The 19,713-nt window shown below is 42.8% G+C and carries 16 protein-coding genes and 1 tRNA gene; 6 read left to right on the forward strand and 11 right to left on the reverse strand.

Features of this window, described 5'->3' with window-relative positions; genetic code table 11:
• Positions 1-242 precede the first annotated feature (242 nt).
• Positions 243-452 carry a helix-turn-helix transcriptional regulator gene (locus V7Q33_RS09825; RefSeq protein ID WP_333819731.1) on the forward strand — a complete coding sequence of 70 codons (210 nt, stop codon included), beginning with the start codon at positions 243-245 and terminating at the stop codon, positions 450-452.
• A 315-nt stretch (positions 453-767) separates the two neighbouring features.
• On the opposite strand, the gene V7Q33_RS09830 is transcribed toward V7Q33_RS09825, so the two are convergent.
• The 9 genes from V7Q33_RS09830 to V7Q33_RS09870 form a co-directional block, all read right to left on the reverse strand.
• The gene (locus V7Q33_RS09830; protein WP_333819732.1) at positions 768-3,767 is read right to left on the reverse strand and encodes a type I restriction endonuclease subunit R; all 3,000 of its coding nucleotides are present in this window, start codon (positions 3,765-3,767) and stop codon (positions 768-770) included.
• A complete protein-coding gene (locus V7Q33_RS09835; protein ID WP_333819733.1) occupies positions 3,757-4,818 on the reverse strand; it encodes a virulence RhuM family protein in 1,062 nt (353 codons plus the stop codon). Before V7Q33_RS09835 ends, V7Q33_RS09830 begins: the two co-directional genes overlap by 11 nt.
• Entirely contained in the window at positions 4,796-5,812 is a 1,017-nt protein-coding gene (locus V7Q33_RS09840; protein WP_333819734.1) for a hypothetical protein, read from the reverse strand. Before V7Q33_RS09840 ends, V7Q33_RS09835 begins: the two co-directional genes overlap by 23 nt.
• Positions 5,813-5,814: 2 nt before the next feature.
• Positions 5,815-7,074: a restriction endonuclease subunit S gene (locus V7Q33_RS09845; RefSeq protein ID WP_333819735.1), complete on the reverse strand. Its 1,260-nt coding sequence runs from the start codon at positions 7,072-7,074 to the stop codon at positions 5,815-5,817.
• On the reverse strand, positions 7,071-8,861 hold the full coding sequence (locus tag V7Q33_RS09850; protein ID WP_333819736.1) for a type I restriction-modification system subunit M: 1,791 nt from the start codon (positions 8,859-8,861) through the stop codon (positions 7,071-7,073). The genes V7Q33_RS09845 and V7Q33_RS09850 overlap by 4 nt, the downstream gene beginning before the upstream one ends.
• Positions 8,862-9,324: 463 nt before the next feature.
• Complete coding sequence (locus V7Q33_RS09855) at positions 9,325-10,245, reverse strand: helix-turn-helix domain-containing protein (protein ID WP_333819737.1); 921 nt, start codon at positions 10,243-10,245, stop codon at positions 9,325-9,327.
• A gap of 95 nt (positions 10,246-10,340) precedes the next feature.
• The gene (locus V7Q33_RS09860) at positions 10,341-11,186 is read right to left on the reverse strand and encodes an SDR family NAD(P)-dependent oxidoreductase (RefSeq protein ID WP_333819738.1); all 846 of its coding nucleotides are present in this window, start codon (positions 11,184-11,186) and stop codon (positions 10,341-10,343) included.
• A gap of 397 nt (positions 11,187-11,583) precedes the next feature.
• Positions 11,584-11,668, reverse strand: a tRNA-Ser gene (locus tag V7Q33_RS09865).
• A gap of 76 nt (positions 11,669-11,744) precedes the next feature.
• Positions 11,745-13,286 (reverse strand): Ig-like domain-containing protein, encoded by a 1,542-nt coding sequence (locus V7Q33_RS09870; protein ID WP_331981829.1) that lies wholly within the window; start codon positions 13,284-13,286, stop codon positions 11,745-11,747.
• Between the two features lie 65 nt (positions 13,287-13,351).
• On the opposite strand from V7Q33_RS09870, the gene V7Q33_RS09875 reads away from it, so the two are divergent.
• The gene (locus tag V7Q33_RS09875) at positions 13,352-13,738 is read left to right on the forward strand and encodes an MGMT family protein (protein ID WP_333819739.1); all 387 of its coding nucleotides are present in this window, start codon (positions 13,352-13,354) and stop codon (positions 13,736-13,738) included.
• An 89-nt stretch (positions 13,739-13,827) separates the two neighbouring features.
• A complete protein-coding gene (locus V7Q33_RS09880; protein ID WP_331981835.1) occupies positions 13,828-14,133 on the forward strand; it encodes a T9SS type A sorting domain-containing protein in 306 nt (101 codons plus the stop codon).
• A gap of 99 nt (positions 14,134-14,232) precedes the next feature.
• Here the strand turns inward: V7Q33_RS09880 and V7Q33_RS09885 are convergent, their stop codons facing one another.
• A complete protein-coding gene (locus V7Q33_RS09885; RefSeq protein WP_331981838.1) occupies positions 14,233-15,690 on the reverse strand; it encodes a sodium:solute symporter in 1,458 nt (485 codons plus the stop codon).
• 97 nt (positions 15,691-15,787) lie between these two features.
• On the opposite strand from V7Q33_RS09885, the gene V7Q33_RS09890 reads away from it, so the two are divergent.
• From V7Q33_RS09890 to V7Q33_RS09900, 3 genes are all read left to right on the forward strand, one after another.
• Positions 15,788-16,075: an ATP-dependent Clp protease adaptor ClpS gene (locus V7Q33_RS09890; RefSeq protein WP_333819740.1), complete on the forward strand. Its 288-nt coding sequence runs from the start codon at positions 15,788-15,790 to the stop codon at positions 16,073-16,075.
• Positions 16,076-16,122: 47 nt separating this feature from the next.
• Positions 16,123-16,731, forward strand: a complete 609-nt coding sequence (recR, locus tag V7Q33_RS09895) for a recombination mediator RecR (RefSeq protein ID WP_331981844.1) — start codon at positions 16,123-16,125, stop codon at positions 16,729-16,731.
• 136 nt (positions 16,732-16,867) lie between these two features.
• Positions 16,868-18,064 (forward strand): pyridoxal phosphate-dependent aminotransferase, encoded by a 1,197-nt coding sequence (locus tag V7Q33_RS09900; protein ID WP_331981847.1) that lies wholly within the window; start codon positions 16,868-16,870, stop codon positions 18,062-18,064.
• A 168-nt stretch (positions 18,065-18,232) separates the two neighbouring features.
• On the opposite strand, the gene V7Q33_RS09905 is transcribed toward V7Q33_RS09900, so the two are convergent.
• Entirely contained in the window at positions 18,233-19,444 is a 1,212-nt protein-coding gene (locus V7Q33_RS09905; RefSeq protein WP_333819741.1) for a carboxypeptidase-like regulatory domain-containing protein, read from the reverse strand.
• Positions 19,445-19,713: the final 269 nt, after the last annotated feature.

A 19,713-nucleotide genomic window follows, 5' to 3' on the forward strand; every position in this document is an offset into this window, starting at 1 on the left:
GCGCTGAGCCCAAGATTACTCAGGCCACTTACCAGTTTGTTGTTAGTTAAATCATCTTTGATTAAAGAAATGATGAGATTTTTATCCTGCATAACAGATGTATTTAAGTGCACAATTTAAAAATGCATATTATGCATTATAAAGTGCATTAAAAACTTTTAGTAGTGCGTTTGGAGTGCTGTTTCCGTTTGATTGCCAAATCCTAAATTTGATTAAAACGATTCACTGCTTGGATAAAACGAATGGCTTTTAAAGAAATAAATCGCATCAAGGTTGTATTGGTTGAGAAAAGAAGAACGAATAAATGGTTAGCAGAAGAGCTCGGCATGAACACAACAACTATATCACGATGGTGCCGCAATGACGTTCAACCCCCGTTGGAAACTCTTTTCGAAGTAGCAAGATTACTTGATGTTGATATTAGGGAATTGTTGGTGCCTACGAAGAAGTAGATTTCACCAGGTATATACTTGAATTATCGAGACTTCATAAGGGAAGGGGGGGTGTGCCTGCCCTGATCTTTATCGGGAAACTCTTCACCTACTCGTTCCGATGGCTATCAAATCATTTTCATAACCGATAGTTATTCTGTTTCCAGAATCCTCTTACGAGCAAATTCATTTGTTCAATTCATAATATAGATAAGTTACGGAAAAATTTGGGTAGGCTTTGGGGGTATCGCAACGCGTGCATAGCAGGTACTTTTCTTCAATCGATAATTTTCAAATCTAGAGCAATATCTATTATCATTTCCTAAAATTTTTGTCCTATGAATTCGCATTAAACCTTTGATAAATCTTCTTCGTCAACCACTCCTTCACATCGTCTCGAAAATCATTATTGCCCATCAGCTTATCAAAGATTTCTTCATTCTCTTTCATTCGGTCTATTAAAGTCTGAATGAACACTTCTTCGAAAGCGTATTTAAAGTTTTCGATTGGATTGTTTTGCGCACGAACTTTAAGCTCGTCATTTTCGAATAACGCCTGTTCAATCTGCTCGAAATACAGCTTATCTGCATCTGTAAATTCTGTTCCGTATTTATTATTTAGGAGGTTGATTATATTTGATAACCTCTCTTTTTCATCCTTCGGTCTGCCGATACCTGCTTCAGTTGTTGGCTTTAATCCAAACTCGCCTTGTAACTGAAGCACCAAATCTCCTTCTGCTACTTTTTGTAATCTGTAGTACTCTAATGCTACTTCGTTATCTAATTTCAATCGATCGGTGTAATCGCTTTTAGGGAGCCTGCTCAGTAGAAATCGTCCGTATGTATAGAGTTTTTCCAAATCCACATCCTGAAAAGGAAGTATCTGTGAAAGGAATGAATATAGTCTTACAAAAGATGTCATTGATTTCTTGAATTCATCTTTTGTCTCTTCTGACTCTATTACTTTAAATCTATCGAGAGCCGGATCGATATAGCCATAAAGCTTTCCTTGATCTCTGAGGGATGTGTTGCCGGAACGGTAAAATATTTTGGCAAAGCCATCAACTTCACTTTGGTAATAAACGTTTGCCGAATCCATCCGTCCTTTCAGATCGTATAGGTGATTTGGGTCGGTGGTCTCAGGCATAGTAGTCAACTCGTAGTAGGGTTGAAACGATTTAATGATTTCTTCTCGATCATTAGTGAAATCAAGGATAAAGGTATCTTCCTTGCCTGGGTGCGTCCTGTTGAGTCGTGACAGGGTTTGCACGGCTTTTACACCAGACAACTTCTTGTCAACATACATGGTGTGAAGCAACGGTTGATCAAAACCTGTTTGGTATTTGTCAGCAACAAGCAGCACCTGGTATTCTGGTGTGGAAAATTTGTCTGGAAGCTCTCTTTCCCCAAAACCATTAAGCTCTGATTCAGTTACACCTTCTGGGTAAAGATCATCGATCACGGAACCGGAGAATGCCACCAGTGCCTTTATGTCAACATATCCCTTTTCTTTAATGTAATCCTTAAATTCAAGGTAATACCGCAGCGCATGTTTCCGCGAGGATGTAACAACCATGGCTTTTGCCTTGCCACCAATTTTCTTCATCGTTACCTGACGGAAGTGCTCGATCATTACTTCTGTCTTCTGAGCCAGACTATAGGGAAGTAATGATGCAAATCGACCTATGGCCTTAATGGCTTTCCTTTTGTTCAACTCTGGATCATCTTCAATGGCCTTTGTGAACTTATAATACTCTTTGTACGATGTATAGTTCTTTAATACATCAAGTATGAAGCTCTCCTCTATCGCCTGACGCATGGAATACAAATGAAAAGGTCGCGGCTTTCCTTCCGCGTCTTTAACACCAAACACTTCTAAAGTTTTTGCCTTTGGTGTAGCGGTGAAAGCAAATATGCTGATGTTTGATTGGGGACCTCTTTTTCTGATCACCTCTCGGATAACATCATCTTCATCAGTTTCAGTATTTTCGATTCCTGTTTCAATGTCTACAGACTCCTCCAGGCTTACATTCTTACCTGCCAAAGCTTCTGTCATCTTCCGACTCGCTTCTCCGCCCTGGCTGCTGTGAGCCTCATCGATGATTACAGCATATTTTCTATTTGGAGTCTCTGCCAGATGATTGAGTGCATACGGAAATTTCTGTAGAGTGGTAATGATAATGTTCGTTCCGGTCTTGATTGCCTCAGCCAACTGCTCTGAATTATTGTCAATGCGTTGAACAACACCTTGCTTATGTTCAAACTGGTAAATCGTGTTCTGTAGTTGCTGATCAAGCACGTTGCGATCTGTCACTACTATTACCGAATCGAAAACCTTTTCGTCCTTTTCATTGAACAAACTGCTTAGCCGATAAGCCAGCCACGCGATACTGTTACTTTTTCCGCTTCCGGCCGAATGTTGAATCAGATAATTCTTCCCGGCTCCCGATCTCTTTGCATCGGCTGTTACGGTACGAACCACGTCAACCTGGTGATATCGCGGGAAAAGCATATTCTCACGAGTATACTTTTTGCCATCAACAACGAAGTCTTCCTTTTGTAGATGTAAAAACCTTCCGATAATCTCAAGCCAACTGTCTACACTCAGAATTTCTTTCCAGAAGTAATCTGTGCGGTATGACTCATAATTTTTTGCAGGTGGATTTCCTGCAGCATTATTAAATCCCTTGTTGAATGGGAAGAATCGCGTGCCACTCGAATCAAGTTTTGTAGTAAAATAAACGTCATCAGCATCGAGGGTGAAGTGCACAAGCGCCCGTTTCTTGAACTGAAACAATAATTCTTTAGGATCACGATTGGTTTTGTACTGCTCGATTGCATCATTCACTGCCTGGCCCGTGAAATGATTCTTTAATTCAATGGTGGCAAGCGGCAAGCCGTTTAGTGACAGAACAAGGTCTATACTTTTGTTGCTCTTCGAAGTGAAGTGAACTTGACGAGTAACTGTGAGCCTGTTTTGCTTGTAAAGAGCTAAGGTATCCGGGTTAAGATTACTGTCGGGCTTAAAGTAAGCAAGCTTAAACTTGCAACCACTGTCAGTAATTCCATGGCGAACGACATCCAATGTTCCGCGAAGATCGAGTTCCTTAAACAGGCGTTGTATGAATTTATTTTCCGTGTCTTCGCGATAATATTGTTTCAGTTTGTCCCATTCTTTTGACTGAGATGATTGTACGAATGTGAGAATTGCCTGTTTGTCAAGGGCAAGATCTTTACTGAAATCAGCAGCGCTGCCCAAATGCCAACCATTTTTGCAAAGGTGATCGACAATATTGCTTTCGAATGTAGCCTCTGAATGAATGAAGTTATTGGCCATCTTTCTTTCCTTTTTTGGTTGGCGCTTTTATTTTCCTGATCTCCTTGTCGAAATCACTTTCGAAGTTCTTGTCCTGCACCACGCGAAACTTTTCATACTGCTCTTCTGCTAGTTTCTTTGCTACTTCATGACTGATTTTGCCGGCATCTTTTAAAATCTGGTATTCATTGAATTGCAGAAAAGCATCAAGTTTAGTGATCCAATCTTCCATTTTCATGGGGATTTGTCTTGCAGCTTGATTTTCTGCATAATCAAGGTACATGGACACCACACGCTCCAATGATTTGATTTCGCTTTCTTCGAGGTAATTCTTTGCAATGCTCACATCGGTTTTCAGGATCTTGCCCGAAGGGGCATTTTTCCAGGTTTTCAGCCCCATGTTCGGTTTATCTGCCTTCGCACGCTCGGCCACCAGCTGGGCTGCGGTTTTGCCGGTGATTGCCCAATGTAATTTGTTCTGCACGGTCTTGAAAAACGTCTGAGTGATAGCCGCATCTTTATTATAGTCGATGCTGCATTGCTCGTAGATGTCTGTGATCTTTTGATAGAACCTGCGTTCGCTGGCCCGTATTTCGCGAATGCGTTCGAGCAGTTCATCGAAGTAATCTTTTCCGAAGCGGCTGCCTTGTTTCAAACGCTCATCATCGAGCACAAAGCCTTTGATGATAAACTCGCGAAGCGTTTTTGTTGCCCAAATGCGAAATTGCGTGGCTTGCAGGCTATTAACGCGGTAGCCGACCGCAATGATGGCATCCAGATTATAAAAGTTGGTTTGATAGGTTTTACCGTCCTCGGCAGTATGTGCAAAATTTGCACATACTGAATTTTCTTCCAGTTCACTGGTTTGGAAAATGTTTTGCAAGTGTTTAGTCACTACAGTTCGATCAACACCGAACAAAGCAGCCATACGTTTCTGCGAAAGCCAAAACGTTTCACCTGAGTAGAGTACTTCAATGTGAATATTGCCCTGCGGGGAATTATAGAAAATAATATCGGAGTTCTGCGGGTTATCCATATATGTCACATGATCATTCAGGGTCAAGGATTTCATTTTTTTCGGCAACCTTAACAAACTCCTGATAAGAGTGCTCGCGGAATATCTTAACTAACCTTTCCCGATCTTTATGAGAAAGATTCAATTTTAGAAAATTGCCTTCTTGTGAGTAGCAATCTTTCAGGAAGGTATAATCATCATTGTCCCGAAACGATTCCAAATTGACGAGACATTTTGGAATTCCATCTTCGAGCAATAACCCAGTATCAGGATCGTAATATTTTACAGCGGGCTTGTTGTGCTTGTCGTAAGTCTTTCCTAAAAATGTTGGTTTACCTTTTACGGATGGCCAGTAAACACCAAAAAATTCATTGGTACCGCTGCGGTATATCTTGCCGATTTGCATCGCTCCGTCTACTTCGCGCACCGATGTGTCCCTTGCCATGTCAACCAAGACATCGAAAGGTTCCATGTCAAGCTTGCCATCAAACTTATCTTTCTTAATGAGCGCTTCTTTATATTTCTTTCTGGCGATTTCTACAATATTCTTTTCTTCTTTTGAAGTGTCGCCTTCCGGGTCTCCCAGGAAAGAAACCTTTCCAAGTTTTTCGAGAGCCTCTTCCGTGTAGACAAAACCCTTGACATCATGTGAATAATATAGCTTCCAAAGACGAAAACAGTTTTCCATCCAGCTCCAGCCACCAAATAAAAACTTCGCTTCTGAGCCGATGGCGGTGTCTCCGCTTGGTTTCTCAAATATTGAATTTACAAGTTCCGTAAAGACTTCGGCAATTTCGTACAGCACGTCCTGCAAGTCTAGCCGGGAATTTTGAAGCTTTTCATTGTGCTTGATGGTTGAAATCAAGTTTAAGATGAGTGGATAGGCGCGGTATGTTTCACCTGCAAAGCAAATGAGACAATCCTTTCGCGGAAGCTCAAACAGCTTCACACCATGGTTCCATTTTTCACCGCCAGTCAAGGTACTGTCAGTAGCAAAGACTAATTCTTCTCCATCTGCTGATTCGCGTATCCAGGCAATACAGAGTGTCATTTTTAAATAACTTTTACTTTTCCTGTTACGACTTCGCTAATTAAAGCCGTTTTGTATTCTTGCATTAAATCGATTTCACGGTAAATTTTTGAAATCACGGCATCGATTTTCTCTGTTTGATTTACAATGTTTTCAACGATATCGTTTTGTTCTCGTATCGAGGGTAAATTAATTAATGTTTCACCCAACTCTTCTTTGTTTAGATGCGGCTGGGCAGCTCTCAACCTATGAAGGTACAGTTGGCCGATTAGCACGTCATCGCTTAATAAACAATAGGCTACATATCTCGGATTTGCGTTCATTATTCGAACCACCATATCGTATCCAGTAATAGAGCCTTCAAACTTTTTAGGAATGATTGCTGAATCGGCAGTGTAGGCCCCGCTTCTCACAACAATGATGTCGTTCTCTCTTAAAACCGGATCTCTGTCGTAAGGGATGTCATCTGGATCCACAAATATTAAATCTTTCTCAACGACTCTGCCTCCATCGATATTTGTCGCTCTAATCAAAGGCAACCCGTTTTGTAACTGTCTCGGGGGCTGGCCAAGACCGTATTTGATTATTCCCAAATACTTCAACTTCTTCCTCTCCCAATTCTTCCCTTCACCACTCACGGCCTCATTGGTAATTGCTTTTTGTTCTTCTTTGAGCAGTTCAATCAGTTTTTGTTTTTTCTCAATGAGTGTATCGATCTGCGCGGTCTTTTCATCGAGGTAGTTGGCGATTTCGGTTTGTTCCTGAAGAGGGGGCAACCCTATGAGCAATTGTTCGATAAAATTTTGAGGAACACGTTTCTGTCCAGCTGATCCGGTCATCAATGCTTCTCCATTTCTTTTAAAAAGATCTGTACGAGTTATGTAAAACAAAAACTCCTTAGCTATTCTTTCAGTTGGTCGCAGAACATGGAATTCGGTAGAACCGAACCCGAAGTTTGTTTCAAGATCCTTCAGTAAGGCACCTTTACCGTTTTCAAAGCAAGGTGTGATCTTTGCAACAAGTATATCGTTTCTCTCAAAGTATGTAAATCCAGTAATAACTTGTTGAATCTCTCTTCTACTGTCTTGCGTAATTTGGCCATCTTCCGAAACCTTCTCCATGGGAAGAAAAACTACAAGGTCATCCGAAGTTCTTTCAAAATCGTAATTGCGCGAGGACGGATTAATAAGCCCGCAGTACTTCAGCTTTACAGCTTGCCAATGCTGCGGAACTTTCGGAAGCCATTCGTTGCCTGTGTCCAAGTAGTTGTCGTACCGCCTCATGCCTCAATCACCTTTTTAATCATATCCACAGTTTCATTCTCCAGCGCGAGAATGTCTTTTCGTATTTCCTCCAAACTTCTCAATGGCTTGTACTGGTAGAAGTATTTCGTGAAGTTGATCTCGTAGCCAATTTTAGTTTTGGTTTCGTCAATCCAGGCATCGGGTACATGAGGTTTTACTTCGCGCTTAAAGTATTTCTCAATGTCATCTTTCAATGGGATGTTTTCGAAGTCACGTAGGTCTGCATCAGGCACCGAGTTGCCTTTTTTATCTTTTTCTATCTCACCCTTATCATTGCGCTTGGGTCGTTCTACGGTGATGCGGTAGTAACCGAAGTCTTCGTTGTCAAAGATTTTGCAATATTCTCCTTCTTGAAAGGCCCCATATATTTCAGTGATGGTCTTGACTTGGTCTGGTTTGCCGCTCGTTCCATCGCCAATCTCTTTTCGTTTATTTCCAAGGCTTCGCATCATCTTCAGGTAAAACGGGTTGTCTTTATCTTCCTTGTCCGAACCGGTGGCGTTAATGAGCTGCACTTTGCCTTTTCGCTCTTTGCTTTTGCGATCTGTTACAATCCAGATGTAAGTAGAAATGCCCGTGTTATAGAAAAGCTGATCAGGCAAAGCAATGATGGCTTCGAGCAGGTCGTTCTCAATGATCCATTTCCGAATTTCGCTTGGGCCGCTCCCTGCACCACCACTGAATAACGGTGAACCGTTAAAGACAATCGCGATACGACTCCCACCTGTCCCGCCACTGCGGGACTTCATCTTGCTAATTATGTGTTGCAAGAACAACAGCGACCCATCGCTTATCGCTGGTAATCCTGCACCGAATCGTCCTGCAAAACCTTTGTTGGCATACTCATCTTTAATAAACTTTTCCGCTTTCTTCCACTCCACTCCAAAAGGCGGATTGCTGAGCATGTAGTCAAACGTTTCTTTTTCAAGACCATCCTGCGTAAATGAATTTCCAAATTTGATGTTAGCAGGATTTTGTCCTTTGATCAGCATGTCTGATTTACAGATGGCGTAAGACTCAGGATTGATTTCCTGTCCAAACACTTCGAGCTTCGCTTTATCATTCAGCTTCTGTAAGTATTCTTCCGCAACAGACAGCATACCGCCTGTTCCGCAAGCCGGGTCATACAAAGTCTTTACAACACCCTCGTTTCTCAAGATTTTCGTGTCATTGATAAATAGAAGATTCACCATCAGCTTAATGACTTCACGCGGAGTAAAATGTTCCCCCGCGGTTTCATTGCTCAATTCAGCGAACTTGCGGATAAGCTCCTCGAAGATGTAACCCATCTCCATGGTGTCCACATTTTTGAGGATTTCACCCGCCTCGGCAAATCGCTTGATGATCAAATAAAGGAGATCGTATTCATCCAGTTTTTTTATCTGGTCTTCAAAACTGAAGTAGTCAATGATTTCCTTCGCGCTTATGGAGAATCCATTGATATAGTTTCTAAGATTGGCTGCAACATGTGCTGGATCCTTCGCTAATTGATTAAAGTCGAACTTGCTCCGATTGTGAAACTTAAGCTTGTTGGTTTTTGTGCTGGCAGCACTGTTTAGAAGAGGCTCAAGGATTTCAGGCTTTTTTGTTTTGTTGGCTTCATATGTTTCAAGCACTTTCCTTTTAGTCGGCTCCAGTACCGAATCCAACCTGCGCAATACTGTAAGCGGTAAGATCACTTTTCCATAGTCAGCCTGTTTATAATGTCCACGCAACAAATCAGCGATTGACCAGAGAAAATTTGCTTTTTCTTTAAAATTCTTCATGAATAAAGGACAAAAGTTGGATTAGAATAAAAAAGCCCATCCGCATACCCTTTTCTGAGTATCAACGGATGGGCTCCAGTTTCGAAAATATTGGGAATTTGGCGTATTTAAAAGGGATTCTATCTTGAAATGCATCTTTTCTTCTTCTTGATCTCTTTTAACTTTGTATTTATTGGTTCGTCACCAGACGTTATTGGTTTATGCCTTTCCAAGATCACTTCCACAAGATCACTTCCATTTGAACCAATGAAATAAGAGACATAAATAGGCTGTCAGATATTTTCCATCGCCTGAACAATGTCAAGCTTGATCAATTCCTAGTGCTTTCCTCTAAGGCAGATTGGATTGAACTCCTCATCTGCAAAGTCCGAAGCTACCCGGTTAAGTAACCTTTAAACTGCTCAAGGGTTCCATCTACCTGCGGCTACCTTCTAGAAATTTGAGCATCAAGCAATCAGTTAAATCAATTGAACGTCCTTCTGAATTCCAGTGGTGATAGTTTGGTTTTTGTTTTGAACAGCTTGCTGAACGATTGTGAATGTTCAAAGCCTAGCGTATAGGCTACTTCGCTTACCGATAAATTTGTAGTGGATAATTTTTCTTTTGCTTTTTCAATCAGCCTATTGTGAATGTGTTGTTGAGCACTCTGTCCGGTGAGCGAGCGCAACATATCGCTCATATAACTTGGTGAGAGATTCAAATGTTCAGCCAAGTAGCTCACAGTGGGTATGCCTTTGCTTAATGATGTTTCACTATTGAAATAGTCATCCAGTAGTGTCTCAAATTTTTGAACCAGATCATTGTTTACCGCTTTGCGGGTGATAAACTGTCGTTTGTAAAATCGGTTGGCATAATTTAACAGCAACTCAATTTGAGCAAGAACAACCGGTTGACTAAAATCATCGATACGACTGTTCAGTTCCGTTTCTATCATCTTGAATATAGAAATGACAGTTGCTCTTTCATCATCAGATAAGTGTAATGTTTCATTCGCTGAATAAGAGAAGAAGCCGTAATGTTTTATTGTTTTAGCGATCGGATGTCCTAAAAAGAAATCCGGATGGATGAGCAGCGTGTACTCAGAACAGACACTGGCCTCGTTGTCGTTGCTGCCTATAATTTGTCCTGGAGATGCAAATAGCAAACCACCTCCGTCAAAATCATAAAAGCTTTGCCCGTACTTTAATTTGCCGCTGAGGTTCGGTTTGTAAGAAATTTTGTAAAAGCTGAGCACATGGTTTTGCCGAAATCCATTCATGTCGAGTTGATCATGTGCACCGTTGATGATTGCGATCAACGGATGCTTAGGCTCGGGCAGGCCAAAGAGGCGGAGGCCTTGTGCTAAAGACTCAATTTTTAACGGTGCGTTCTCTTCCTTTTTCATATTCAGTATTTAAAAACGGATAACCTATCTCCTCGTTAAATTTAGTGATCGATTATCCGTTCCATAGGATCAAACATTATTTCTGTTCGTAGCGCTCATTTTGTTGCGCCTTGCGCAGCGTTGGAAACAGTTTCCCATTGTTCCCAGGTTGCCAAACGTTCCGCATAAGCAGCACGCACCCAGGGCAGACAATGGCTGCCTAGAAAAAATCTTAACGGTGGATGCTCTGCATCAACAATTTTGAATATAGCCTCCGGTGTTGCGTTTGGATCACCACGTTCCATGGTTTTAAGCGTGTCGAAGAATTTAGCTTTGAAATCTGCATAGATGTCCAAACCTGTTGCAAACTTCAATGACTCCGGGCTGCCAAATTCTGTGGCATAGGCTCCCGGTTCTATAATCGTTACATTAATATTGAATGCCTTTACCTCTGCTGCCAAACTTTCGTGTATCGCTTCGAATGCCCACTTCGATGAACAATAGTAACCGATTACTGGCAAAGTTACATGACCAAGATTACTTGATACTCCTACTATGTGACCACCTCCCTGCTTGCGTAACAATGGTAAAGCAGCCTGGATAACCGATAGAGCACCGAAAATATTTGTCTCGTACATAGCGCGTACCTCCTCTGCATTGGCTTCTTCTATTGTGCCAACTAGCGAGTAGCCCGCATTATTCAAAACAATATCAAGCCTTCCGAATTCCGCATGAGCTTGTGTCACCGCTCGCTTCACCTGTTCAGGCTTTGTTACATCCAGTTCCAGGGTCAGTACATTGTTTCCATACTTCTCTTTTAGGGCAGCAATACTTGTCAGGTTGCGCGCGGTAGCAGCCACTTTGTCGCCACGTTGAAGAGCAGCTTCGGCCCACACACGTCCGAACCCTCGTGATGCACCGGTGATAAACCATACTTTGTTAGTTTCCTTTTGATGTGCCATTGATATTTGTTTAAATGATTACGATACAAAAATCAACAGACGTAATTCCCCGCTTGTAGTCTAATCGCTGGCTTTTGTAGTCTGATCGCGGATGATCGTGTTAGCAGCAGATATCATTTATAGAATCTTTTATTTTTTACCAACCTTCTCTCTAAATCCAATTCCTATGTTTGACTTTGAACGTTGTTTTTAACGTGAACGAGCGAGAGGTTCGACTCGCATATCCTTCTTCAGATTGAAACAATGTAATTGCTCAAGCGACACTGTTTCGCGCTTTTGGTCACCAATAGTGCCGCTGAGATTGTTCGAAAATACAGGGTTGTGGGGCAGCTAAAAAGCAAAAAACCGAAATCAGCAAGATTTCGGTTTTTTTATTTGCCTTTTGATGGCTATTGGGCAGAGGAGGAGGGATTCGAACCCCCGGACCCTTTCAGGTCTCCGGTTTTCAAGACCGGTGCAATAAACCGCTCTACCACTCCTCTGTGTTGCTGGTTTATTTTAGGAGTGCAAATGTATAGTTTTCCTTTAAACCAGCAAAAATGGGTGCAGAACTTTTTTCTATTTCTGCTCGTCTGCGAAATCTACAAATACCTTTTTTATTTCTTTGTCGTCAATTTTGGCGGCATTTTTAGCGTAAGCGTCCAACTCCAGCAGCACGATCCGCTGGTCGTTCAGGTTAGAGCGCAGCTTTTCAATGTCTTTATCAAACTCGGCACTTCTGCGAGACGACTTCAACGCATATTTACGCGCAAATTCATCTCCCACCGACTGCACTTTATTCCGGATGTCAATACCAATCTTGATCTTCTCCAGGATGTTCTCTTTCGAGCGGCCCACTACTTCTGTGGCTTCTAGCGTACCGAGTGTTAACACTGTAGTACCGCCCACGGCAGACACTACTTTCGATTGATCGGCATTATCTACCACAGCCGGTGTAAAACCTGTAACAGCGCCCAACGATGCGTTTACAATCGAGCGATTTTTCTTTCCTTTCTTGGCCTTCTTATAGTCGGCATTCAGCTTTCGCTGATTGGCATCCAGTTGTTGAATCAGGATCAATGCATCTACCAGGTTACTCCTGTATTTCTGATAGAGGTGCGCATCTTTCTTGATCAGGTTTTCAGCATCGGTAACCTTGATGCGGATCTTGCGCTGGGTGCGATTGTTAGATTTGTCCAGTACAAAGAAGATCAGTTCTGTTGTGATTGCGTTCTGGGTGTCGTCTACAAACTCATATCCCGGTGTCCAGGTAAATTCAGATTGCAGGGTTGTGTTTTCTTTCAGGCACGAAGCAGGCACGCGCTTATCGCTGGATACAAATCCGGCGCTACGCACGTTGTCATCCCCGTTAGGGTCTGATATATATATCTTCAGGTTTAGTGTTTCATCTTCCTTGATGGAGAAGAGTGAATCACCGGGTACTACCAGAATTTCGGGTGGCAGGTCTTGTTGTGTTTGGGCTATTTTTAGTTTTCCTTTTGTCTCGGCTTTGTCGGGCTGATCCTGTACGATGAACTCAACCTGCAGCGGGTTATTTTTCAACGAAGAAAACTGACTGCGTGAAGGTGTCCATGTAAATTGTCCGAGAGAAGAAAGGCTCGAACCTTCCGGCATCTGCGATTGAATAGATTTTACTACAATCGGATCTCCATCCGGGTCATATACATAGTCATTGGCGATCTGGTACGTATTCAGGTTCGATTGCTTTACATAGAACACGGGCAGGTCTTCTACTACCGGTGGACGGTTCACGTGGTTCACGATAAAGGTTACGGGCTTCCGTTCTCTCTTGCCATCGCGCAATATAGCCTGGAAGATAACCGTAACGTCTTTCGTTTTAGCTACACGGTCTACCAGGTCGAAAGAAGGCTTCCATGAAAAGTTACCTAGTGTATCGAAGCGGATGTTGAGGTCTTCTGTACCTTCAATAGTAAAATAGGCCGGAACTTCAGGCGATATTTTTACACGGAACGAGAGCTCCTGGTTTTCATTCAGAACATTCCAGCCGGTGCTATCAGGAAAAACTAAGTGATGATTATTTTGGCCTAGAGAGATTAAGCAGCTACCAAAGAAAAATAGAAAAAGATTTAGGTGCTTCACGGTTAAAGTTTATGTTGATTGAAAATTGCAGAGGCGTAAAGTTAATAAGATGAAAATTCTGTGATATGCCACGTACCAAAAAGAAACAAACTGATAAAAATTTCTTTAGCGATGTGCATGAAGTAGCACGACTTATTCCACCGGGTCGTGCAACCAGTTATGGCGCTATCGGTGAATATCTGGGATTGAAATCGAGTGCACGCATGGTGGGCTGGGCTATGTTTAGTTGCCCGAAAGATGTGCCTGCACACCGTGTTGTAAACAGTAAAGGATTGCTCACTGCGAAGCATCACTTTAAGCCGCCCAGTAAAATGCAGAAACTCCTGGAGAAAGAAGGAGTGGAGGTAGTCAACGATAAAATCGTACGCTTTAACGAGGTTTTCTGGAACCCCGTGACGGAATTAACGATAGAAGGAGTCAAACCGAGAAAAAGGCGTCCCAAAAATGGATAGTATGTAAGAATAACCCTCGAATTTTACCGAATTTGAGGCATTTGGTCAATGGCACAGGGTTAGTAATAAGAGGTTCCAAACAATAACTTATGAAGACCCTTATCAAAGTTCTTGTTGCCGGTTTCTTAATCATCAGTTCATCCGCCCATGCAGATGACATCGCAAACACACCGGCTTATAAGCACAAAAGTCTCTTTGTGCTAAAGACACAGAAGAAATTTAAGGGTGCAAAAGTTGAAGTTTTTCATGCGAGTGGTGAGTTACTCACTTCGCAGAATTTGCTGAAACGAAAAATGATCATCGACTTCAGCAGTGTACAACAAGGTACCTACGTTATTCGCCTGACGAAGGGAAATGCGGTACAGGAGTTTGAATACACAAGCAAACAAAAGTGATTCTGCCCCTTCGGCAAACACTTCAAGATATAGTGGGGTTGGTTTTAATCGGGTCTAGGCTGCTTCGTACTGAGGTAGCCTTTTCCTTTTTATAGCTCTTTAGATTTTTACCGATGTGCCCTTTCTCGAAATAAGCCACAACCCGAGAAACGTTATCATGCCATTCACAATCAGTATCTCGATGCCAAACTTATAGCCTCCCAACAAATCAACCGAATAGAGACTTATCAGATAGGATATTGCCGGCGACAGCACGCAAATAATAGGAACCAGTTTATCGCGCACCTGCAGTCTTGTAAAGAGACCAAAGGCAAAAAGTCCCAATAGTGGTCCGTAGGTATAGCCCGCTACATTTAATACCGCATCAATCACAGAGCGCTCATTAATTTCTTTGAATACTAAAATGATGATTAGAAAGAGCAACGAGAAGCCCAGGTGCACCATAAATTTCTGCTTGCGCTTTACGGTCTCTGGCTTGTTTTTGAAGTCAAGAAAATCGATGCAGAAAGAAGTGGTGAGTCCGGCCAGAGCCGCATCAGCACTGGCGTATGACGATGCCGTTATGCCCAGCAAAAAGAAAATACCCACCGCTAATCCTAATTCATTAAATGCCAGTCGGGGGAACAGCTCATCGGATGCAGCCGGCACCGGTATATTGTTCGTAGTGCTATAGATATATAATAATGCACCCAACGTAAGGAACAGTAAATTCACTACCACCAGCAGCAAGCTGAACCAGAACATATTCTTCTGAGCATCGCCAAGCGTTTTGCACGTCAGGTTTTTTTGCATGATCTCCTGATCCATCCCCGTCATGGTAAGGGTTATGAATGCACCTCCGAGAAATTGCTTCCAGAAGAATTGTGTTGAGTTAACATCATCGAAGTAAAACATCTTCGCGTACTGGCTCGATTTGATGGTGCTGACCATTTCAGAGAACGACATGCCGAGTTTATCGGATATTTGCCACACGGCAATACATACTGCCGAGATCAGAAATATAGTCTGGAAAGAGTCTGTCCATACAATGGTTTTTACTCCGCCCTTGAAAGTATATATCCAGATCAATATGATAGTGGTGGCTACGGTTACAAAGAATGGAACGTGCCATGCATCGAATAGAAATAATTGCAACACGGTGGCTGCGAGAAACAGGCGGAGTGATGAGCCGATGGTGCGCGATATCAGAAAGAAGAATGCTCCGGTTTTATAAGTCCAGAAATTAAAACGTTTCTCTAAATAGGTGTATATGGAAATGAGGTTGAGCCGGTAGTATAACGGCATCAATATGCCGATGATCAGCCAGTAGCCCAACAGGTAGCCTAGCACCACCTGGAAATATCCGAAACCGATCTTGCCTACATTGCCGGGCACTGAAATAAAAGTTACACCCGATAGCGAGGAGCCGATCATGCCGAAGGCCACGAGGTACCAGGGTGACTGCCGGTTGGCTGTGAAGAAGGTGTTGGTGTCGGCACCACGTGATGTGATCACCGAGATATAAATCAACACACCGAAATAAACAACCATGATGGTGGCAACCAGTGCTGGAGTCATGCGCTTTGTGGAGTTTTTACGACAGCAAAAAATCAGGAATTTAGATCAATTCCAAATCCATCTTGAATGAGTCATTTTCCCAATGTACTTTTGTAGTATGAAAACCGCGTATCAGGAAGAAGTATTAACCGAAGTTGATGTGCTGGAGGCTGTGGAAACAACCGACCTGATGGATTTGGTTGTGTTCAACGATGACGTTAATACATTTGATCACGTGATTGAGACGTTGATACGTGTGTGTGAACATACCGCAGAGCAAGCCGAGCAATGTACGCTAATCATTCACTATAAAGGAAAGTGTGCAGTGAAGAAAGGTACTTTTGACTTTCTTCGTCCGATGCGTGAAGCGATCTGCGAAGCTGGCATTGATGCCCGCATTCTGTAATCGTCAGGTTAGTTCCTGGCACTTTCATTATCTTTTAAACTGTCCCGGTGGATTATCCTTCCAAACTCATAGAAGAAGCTGTTAACCAGATAGCAAAACTTCCCGGCATCGGTAAGAAAACTGCCTTGCGCCTGGTGTTGCATCTTATCAAATCCAAAGAGGAAAATACGTTTGCTCTCACAGATGCGCTCAGCAACCTGCGCGCGAATATCAAATTCTGCAAAGTGTGTCATACCATTTCGGACACAGAGCTTTGCACGATCTGCGCCAGCCACAGACGCGACCGCAGCATGGTTTGCATCGTGGAGGATGTAAAGGATGTTATGGCGATCGAGAACACGGCCCAATTCAATGGCTTGTACCATGTGCTGGGGGGAGTGATCTCTCCTGTAAATGGCGTTGGTCCTGCCGACCTCAAAATAGAATCGCTGGTAAACCGGTTGAACCACGGACAATCGGAAATAAAAGAAGTGATCCTGGCACTGAGCCCTACCATGGAAGGCGATACGACAGCTTTTTATATTAACCGCCGGATAAAAGAGCTTTCTGTAAAAGTGAGCGTTATTGCGCGTGGTGTTCCCGTAGGTGGCGACCTTGAATATGCCGATGAGATCACGCTCGGCCGAAGCATCACAGGCCGCACGCTTTTCAATTAATTCCAGCAGCAGATTTCATTTTTTTGAAATTCAGTCAGGCTGATATAGTCTGAAATGAGAAATTTTCAAATCTGGATTCAATCCTTCCAACTTAAAACGATAATGCGTTTCTTTGCTCGCTTTTTATAAAACGACCATGACTACACTTTCCAACCGAATCAACGCGATTGAAGAATCTGCAACCCTGGCAATGGCCGCAAAGGCACGTGAATTCAAGTCGAAAGGAATTGACGTGATCAGCCTCAGCCTTGGTGAACCCGATTTCAAAACTCCTCAGCACATCTGTGATGCTGCGAAGAAAGCGATTGATGACGGAAAGTATTTTGCATACCCTCCGGTAGCAGGCTACCAGGATCTGCGTGAAGCATTGGCTGCCAAGTATCAAAAAGAAAATAACGTTCCTTACAAAGCTGAAAATATAGTAGTCTCCAACGGAGCCAAACAGTCTATCGCTAATGCGATGCTGGCGCTGCTTAATCCCGGTGACGAAGTGATTGTATTCTCTCCTTACTGGGTAAGCTACGATGCATTGGTTCGCCTCGCAGAAGCAACTCCGGTAATGATTAAAGGCGGTATAGAAAGTGATTTCAAAGTTACAGCGAAACAACTGGAAGCAGCCATCACACCAAAAACCAAAGCGATCATCTTCTCATCACCTTGCAATCCTACTGGCTCCGTATTCTCACGCAAGGAATTACAAGATATAGCAGATGTAGTGTTGAAACACCCGAACCTGCTTGTAATTGCTGACGAGATCTACGAACATATAAACTTTACGGGTGAGCAAGTAAGTATTGCTTCCTTCCCCGGCATGTTCGAGCGTACTATTACAGTAAATGGTTTTGCAAAAGGTTTTGCTATGACGGGCTGGCGTGTTGGCTATATAGCAGCACCTAAATGGATTGCTGACGGCTGTAATAAAGTGCAAGGACAAGTAACATCGGCAAACTGCTCCATAGCACAGCGTGCAGCACTGGCAGCCATAGCAGGCGATATTACACCAACCAATAAAATGGTAGAAGAGTATCGTAAGCGCCGAGATATAGTATATAACCTGTTGAAAGAAATACCAGGCGTTAAGGCAAATTACCCTGAAGGTGCGTTTTACTTCTTTCCGGATGTAAGCTCATTCTATGGCAAGTCTGATGGTACGAAAACCATCAAGAACGGCGATGATCTCTGCTTGTATCTATTGGAGAAAGCACACGTATCGCTGGTGCCGGGTGGTGCGTTTGGCGATGAAGCCTGCGTTCGTCTCTCTTACGCAGCGTCTGAAAGCGATTTACGTGAAGCCATGAAACGCCTCAAAGAAGCACTTACTGCGTTGAAATAAACCGTACTATACTTATAGAAACTTTTCAAAAAGCTCCTTAATCAGGGAGCTTTTTTATTGCTTGTTAATCGAATCCAGTTTCAACCCAGACAATCATATTTAGTAGTGTAACCGTTGCTTAAGGAATCGCGTCTGGCAGCTCGAAGCTGATAGCTCGCAACTATTTTCTCACTCTGCCTCGAACTGCTGTTCCAGCGGAGCTTCTTTTTCCAAATCCGCTATCACCTTGCGGTCAAGGGCTGTTTCTTTGATCACGTTATAGTTAGCCCAGAATTCTTTGTTGTAGGGATAGTCCTGGTATTGCAAGCCATAGTTGCGCATCTTCTCTGTGGTGCGAATGCGTTCGGTAGTGTTGGGGTGTACTTCGTTGATAAGTAAATATTGCGTAAGCTCCGTGTCAAATTTCAGAGCTTTGGTGTTAATATCGTTCCATTTCTCCTGCGTAGTAACGGTAATGTAGTTCAGAAACATTTTATCATTATACCTGCGGAAGTCAATTTGCTTTTTGTAGCCGATATAGGTGTTCACTACATCTCTTCGTGTATCCAGATTATCGCCGGTATAGCTGATCTCAAAATCAACATGCACAATGGCATAATCAGCTTTATCAATAAATACTTTAAGCTTGAAATCTTTCTCATACGACACTACAAAGATTTCGTGATCATTATAGAACGAATCATCTTCACGCTGCATGTTCTCGAAAACTTCATCGGCAATGTCGTGGTGATAGCGGATACTGTTGTGGAGGAGCAGATCTTCCAGCAGATTTTTCTGATCGAAGTAAAACGTAAACCGGTTCTCGTATCCAAGGCTCTTGCGTACTTCTACCAGCTTAACGTGCTCGCGTAACTTCGATGGATTGCGTGGTTTGGCGTAATTCTCATCGTAAATTTTTACAGCTGCTTCCAGCAGGGCGATGGTGGTGCCATTTACTTTTTTTATGTCGCGGTAGAAACCATCCATCAGGAAAGGCTGCATCGGGAAATTCTGTTCGATGCGTGATAAAGCTATGCGGAATATTTCTCCGCCTTTGCGAATCGAGTCGGTAACAACCACTTCCGAGAGAAGGGTAACAGATTTATTCAGCTCGATGGTTTTTATACTGCCATCGGCCAGTGACCATACCGGAGCTTCGAAATTTTCATAACCCAACATACTTACTACAACAATCTCGTTCCGGTATTCCGCGGGAAAATGGAAATCAAACTCTCCCGAAAGATTGGCAATGGTGCCAACCGCTTTGCCTTTAATGAACACCGATGCAAAGGGCAATACTTCGCTTGTCCCCTTATCGACAACCCGTCCGGAAAGCGTTATTTTTTGCGCAAAAACGGTTACGCAGCAAGTCAGAAGTACGAAAACAAAGATGAATCGCATAAGCGAAGTGAAATAAGCGGTCAAATTGGTTATTTAGTCCAGTGTTTCAAACCGAGCGTAGGATATTCCCCTAAATTGAAGATTTATCGCCAATAATTCATCCTGAACGGTTTTGCATTTCATTGCTTACCTTTAATTATGAATTTGCCTGTCTTGAAGTCTATAGAAGAAATACCTCGCGTCTGGAAAAAGGCTTACCTGCTGCTCTGCCTTTGGTTTGCCGCTAATTACGGCGTGGGTACTTTTATAGAGTGGAAGCTCGAAAACCC

The sequence above is a fragment of the Ohtaekwangia sp. genome (assembly GCF_036786105.1).
Lineage (GTDB): Bacteria > Bacteroidota > Bacteroidia > Cytophagales > Cyclobacteriaceae > Ohtaekwangia.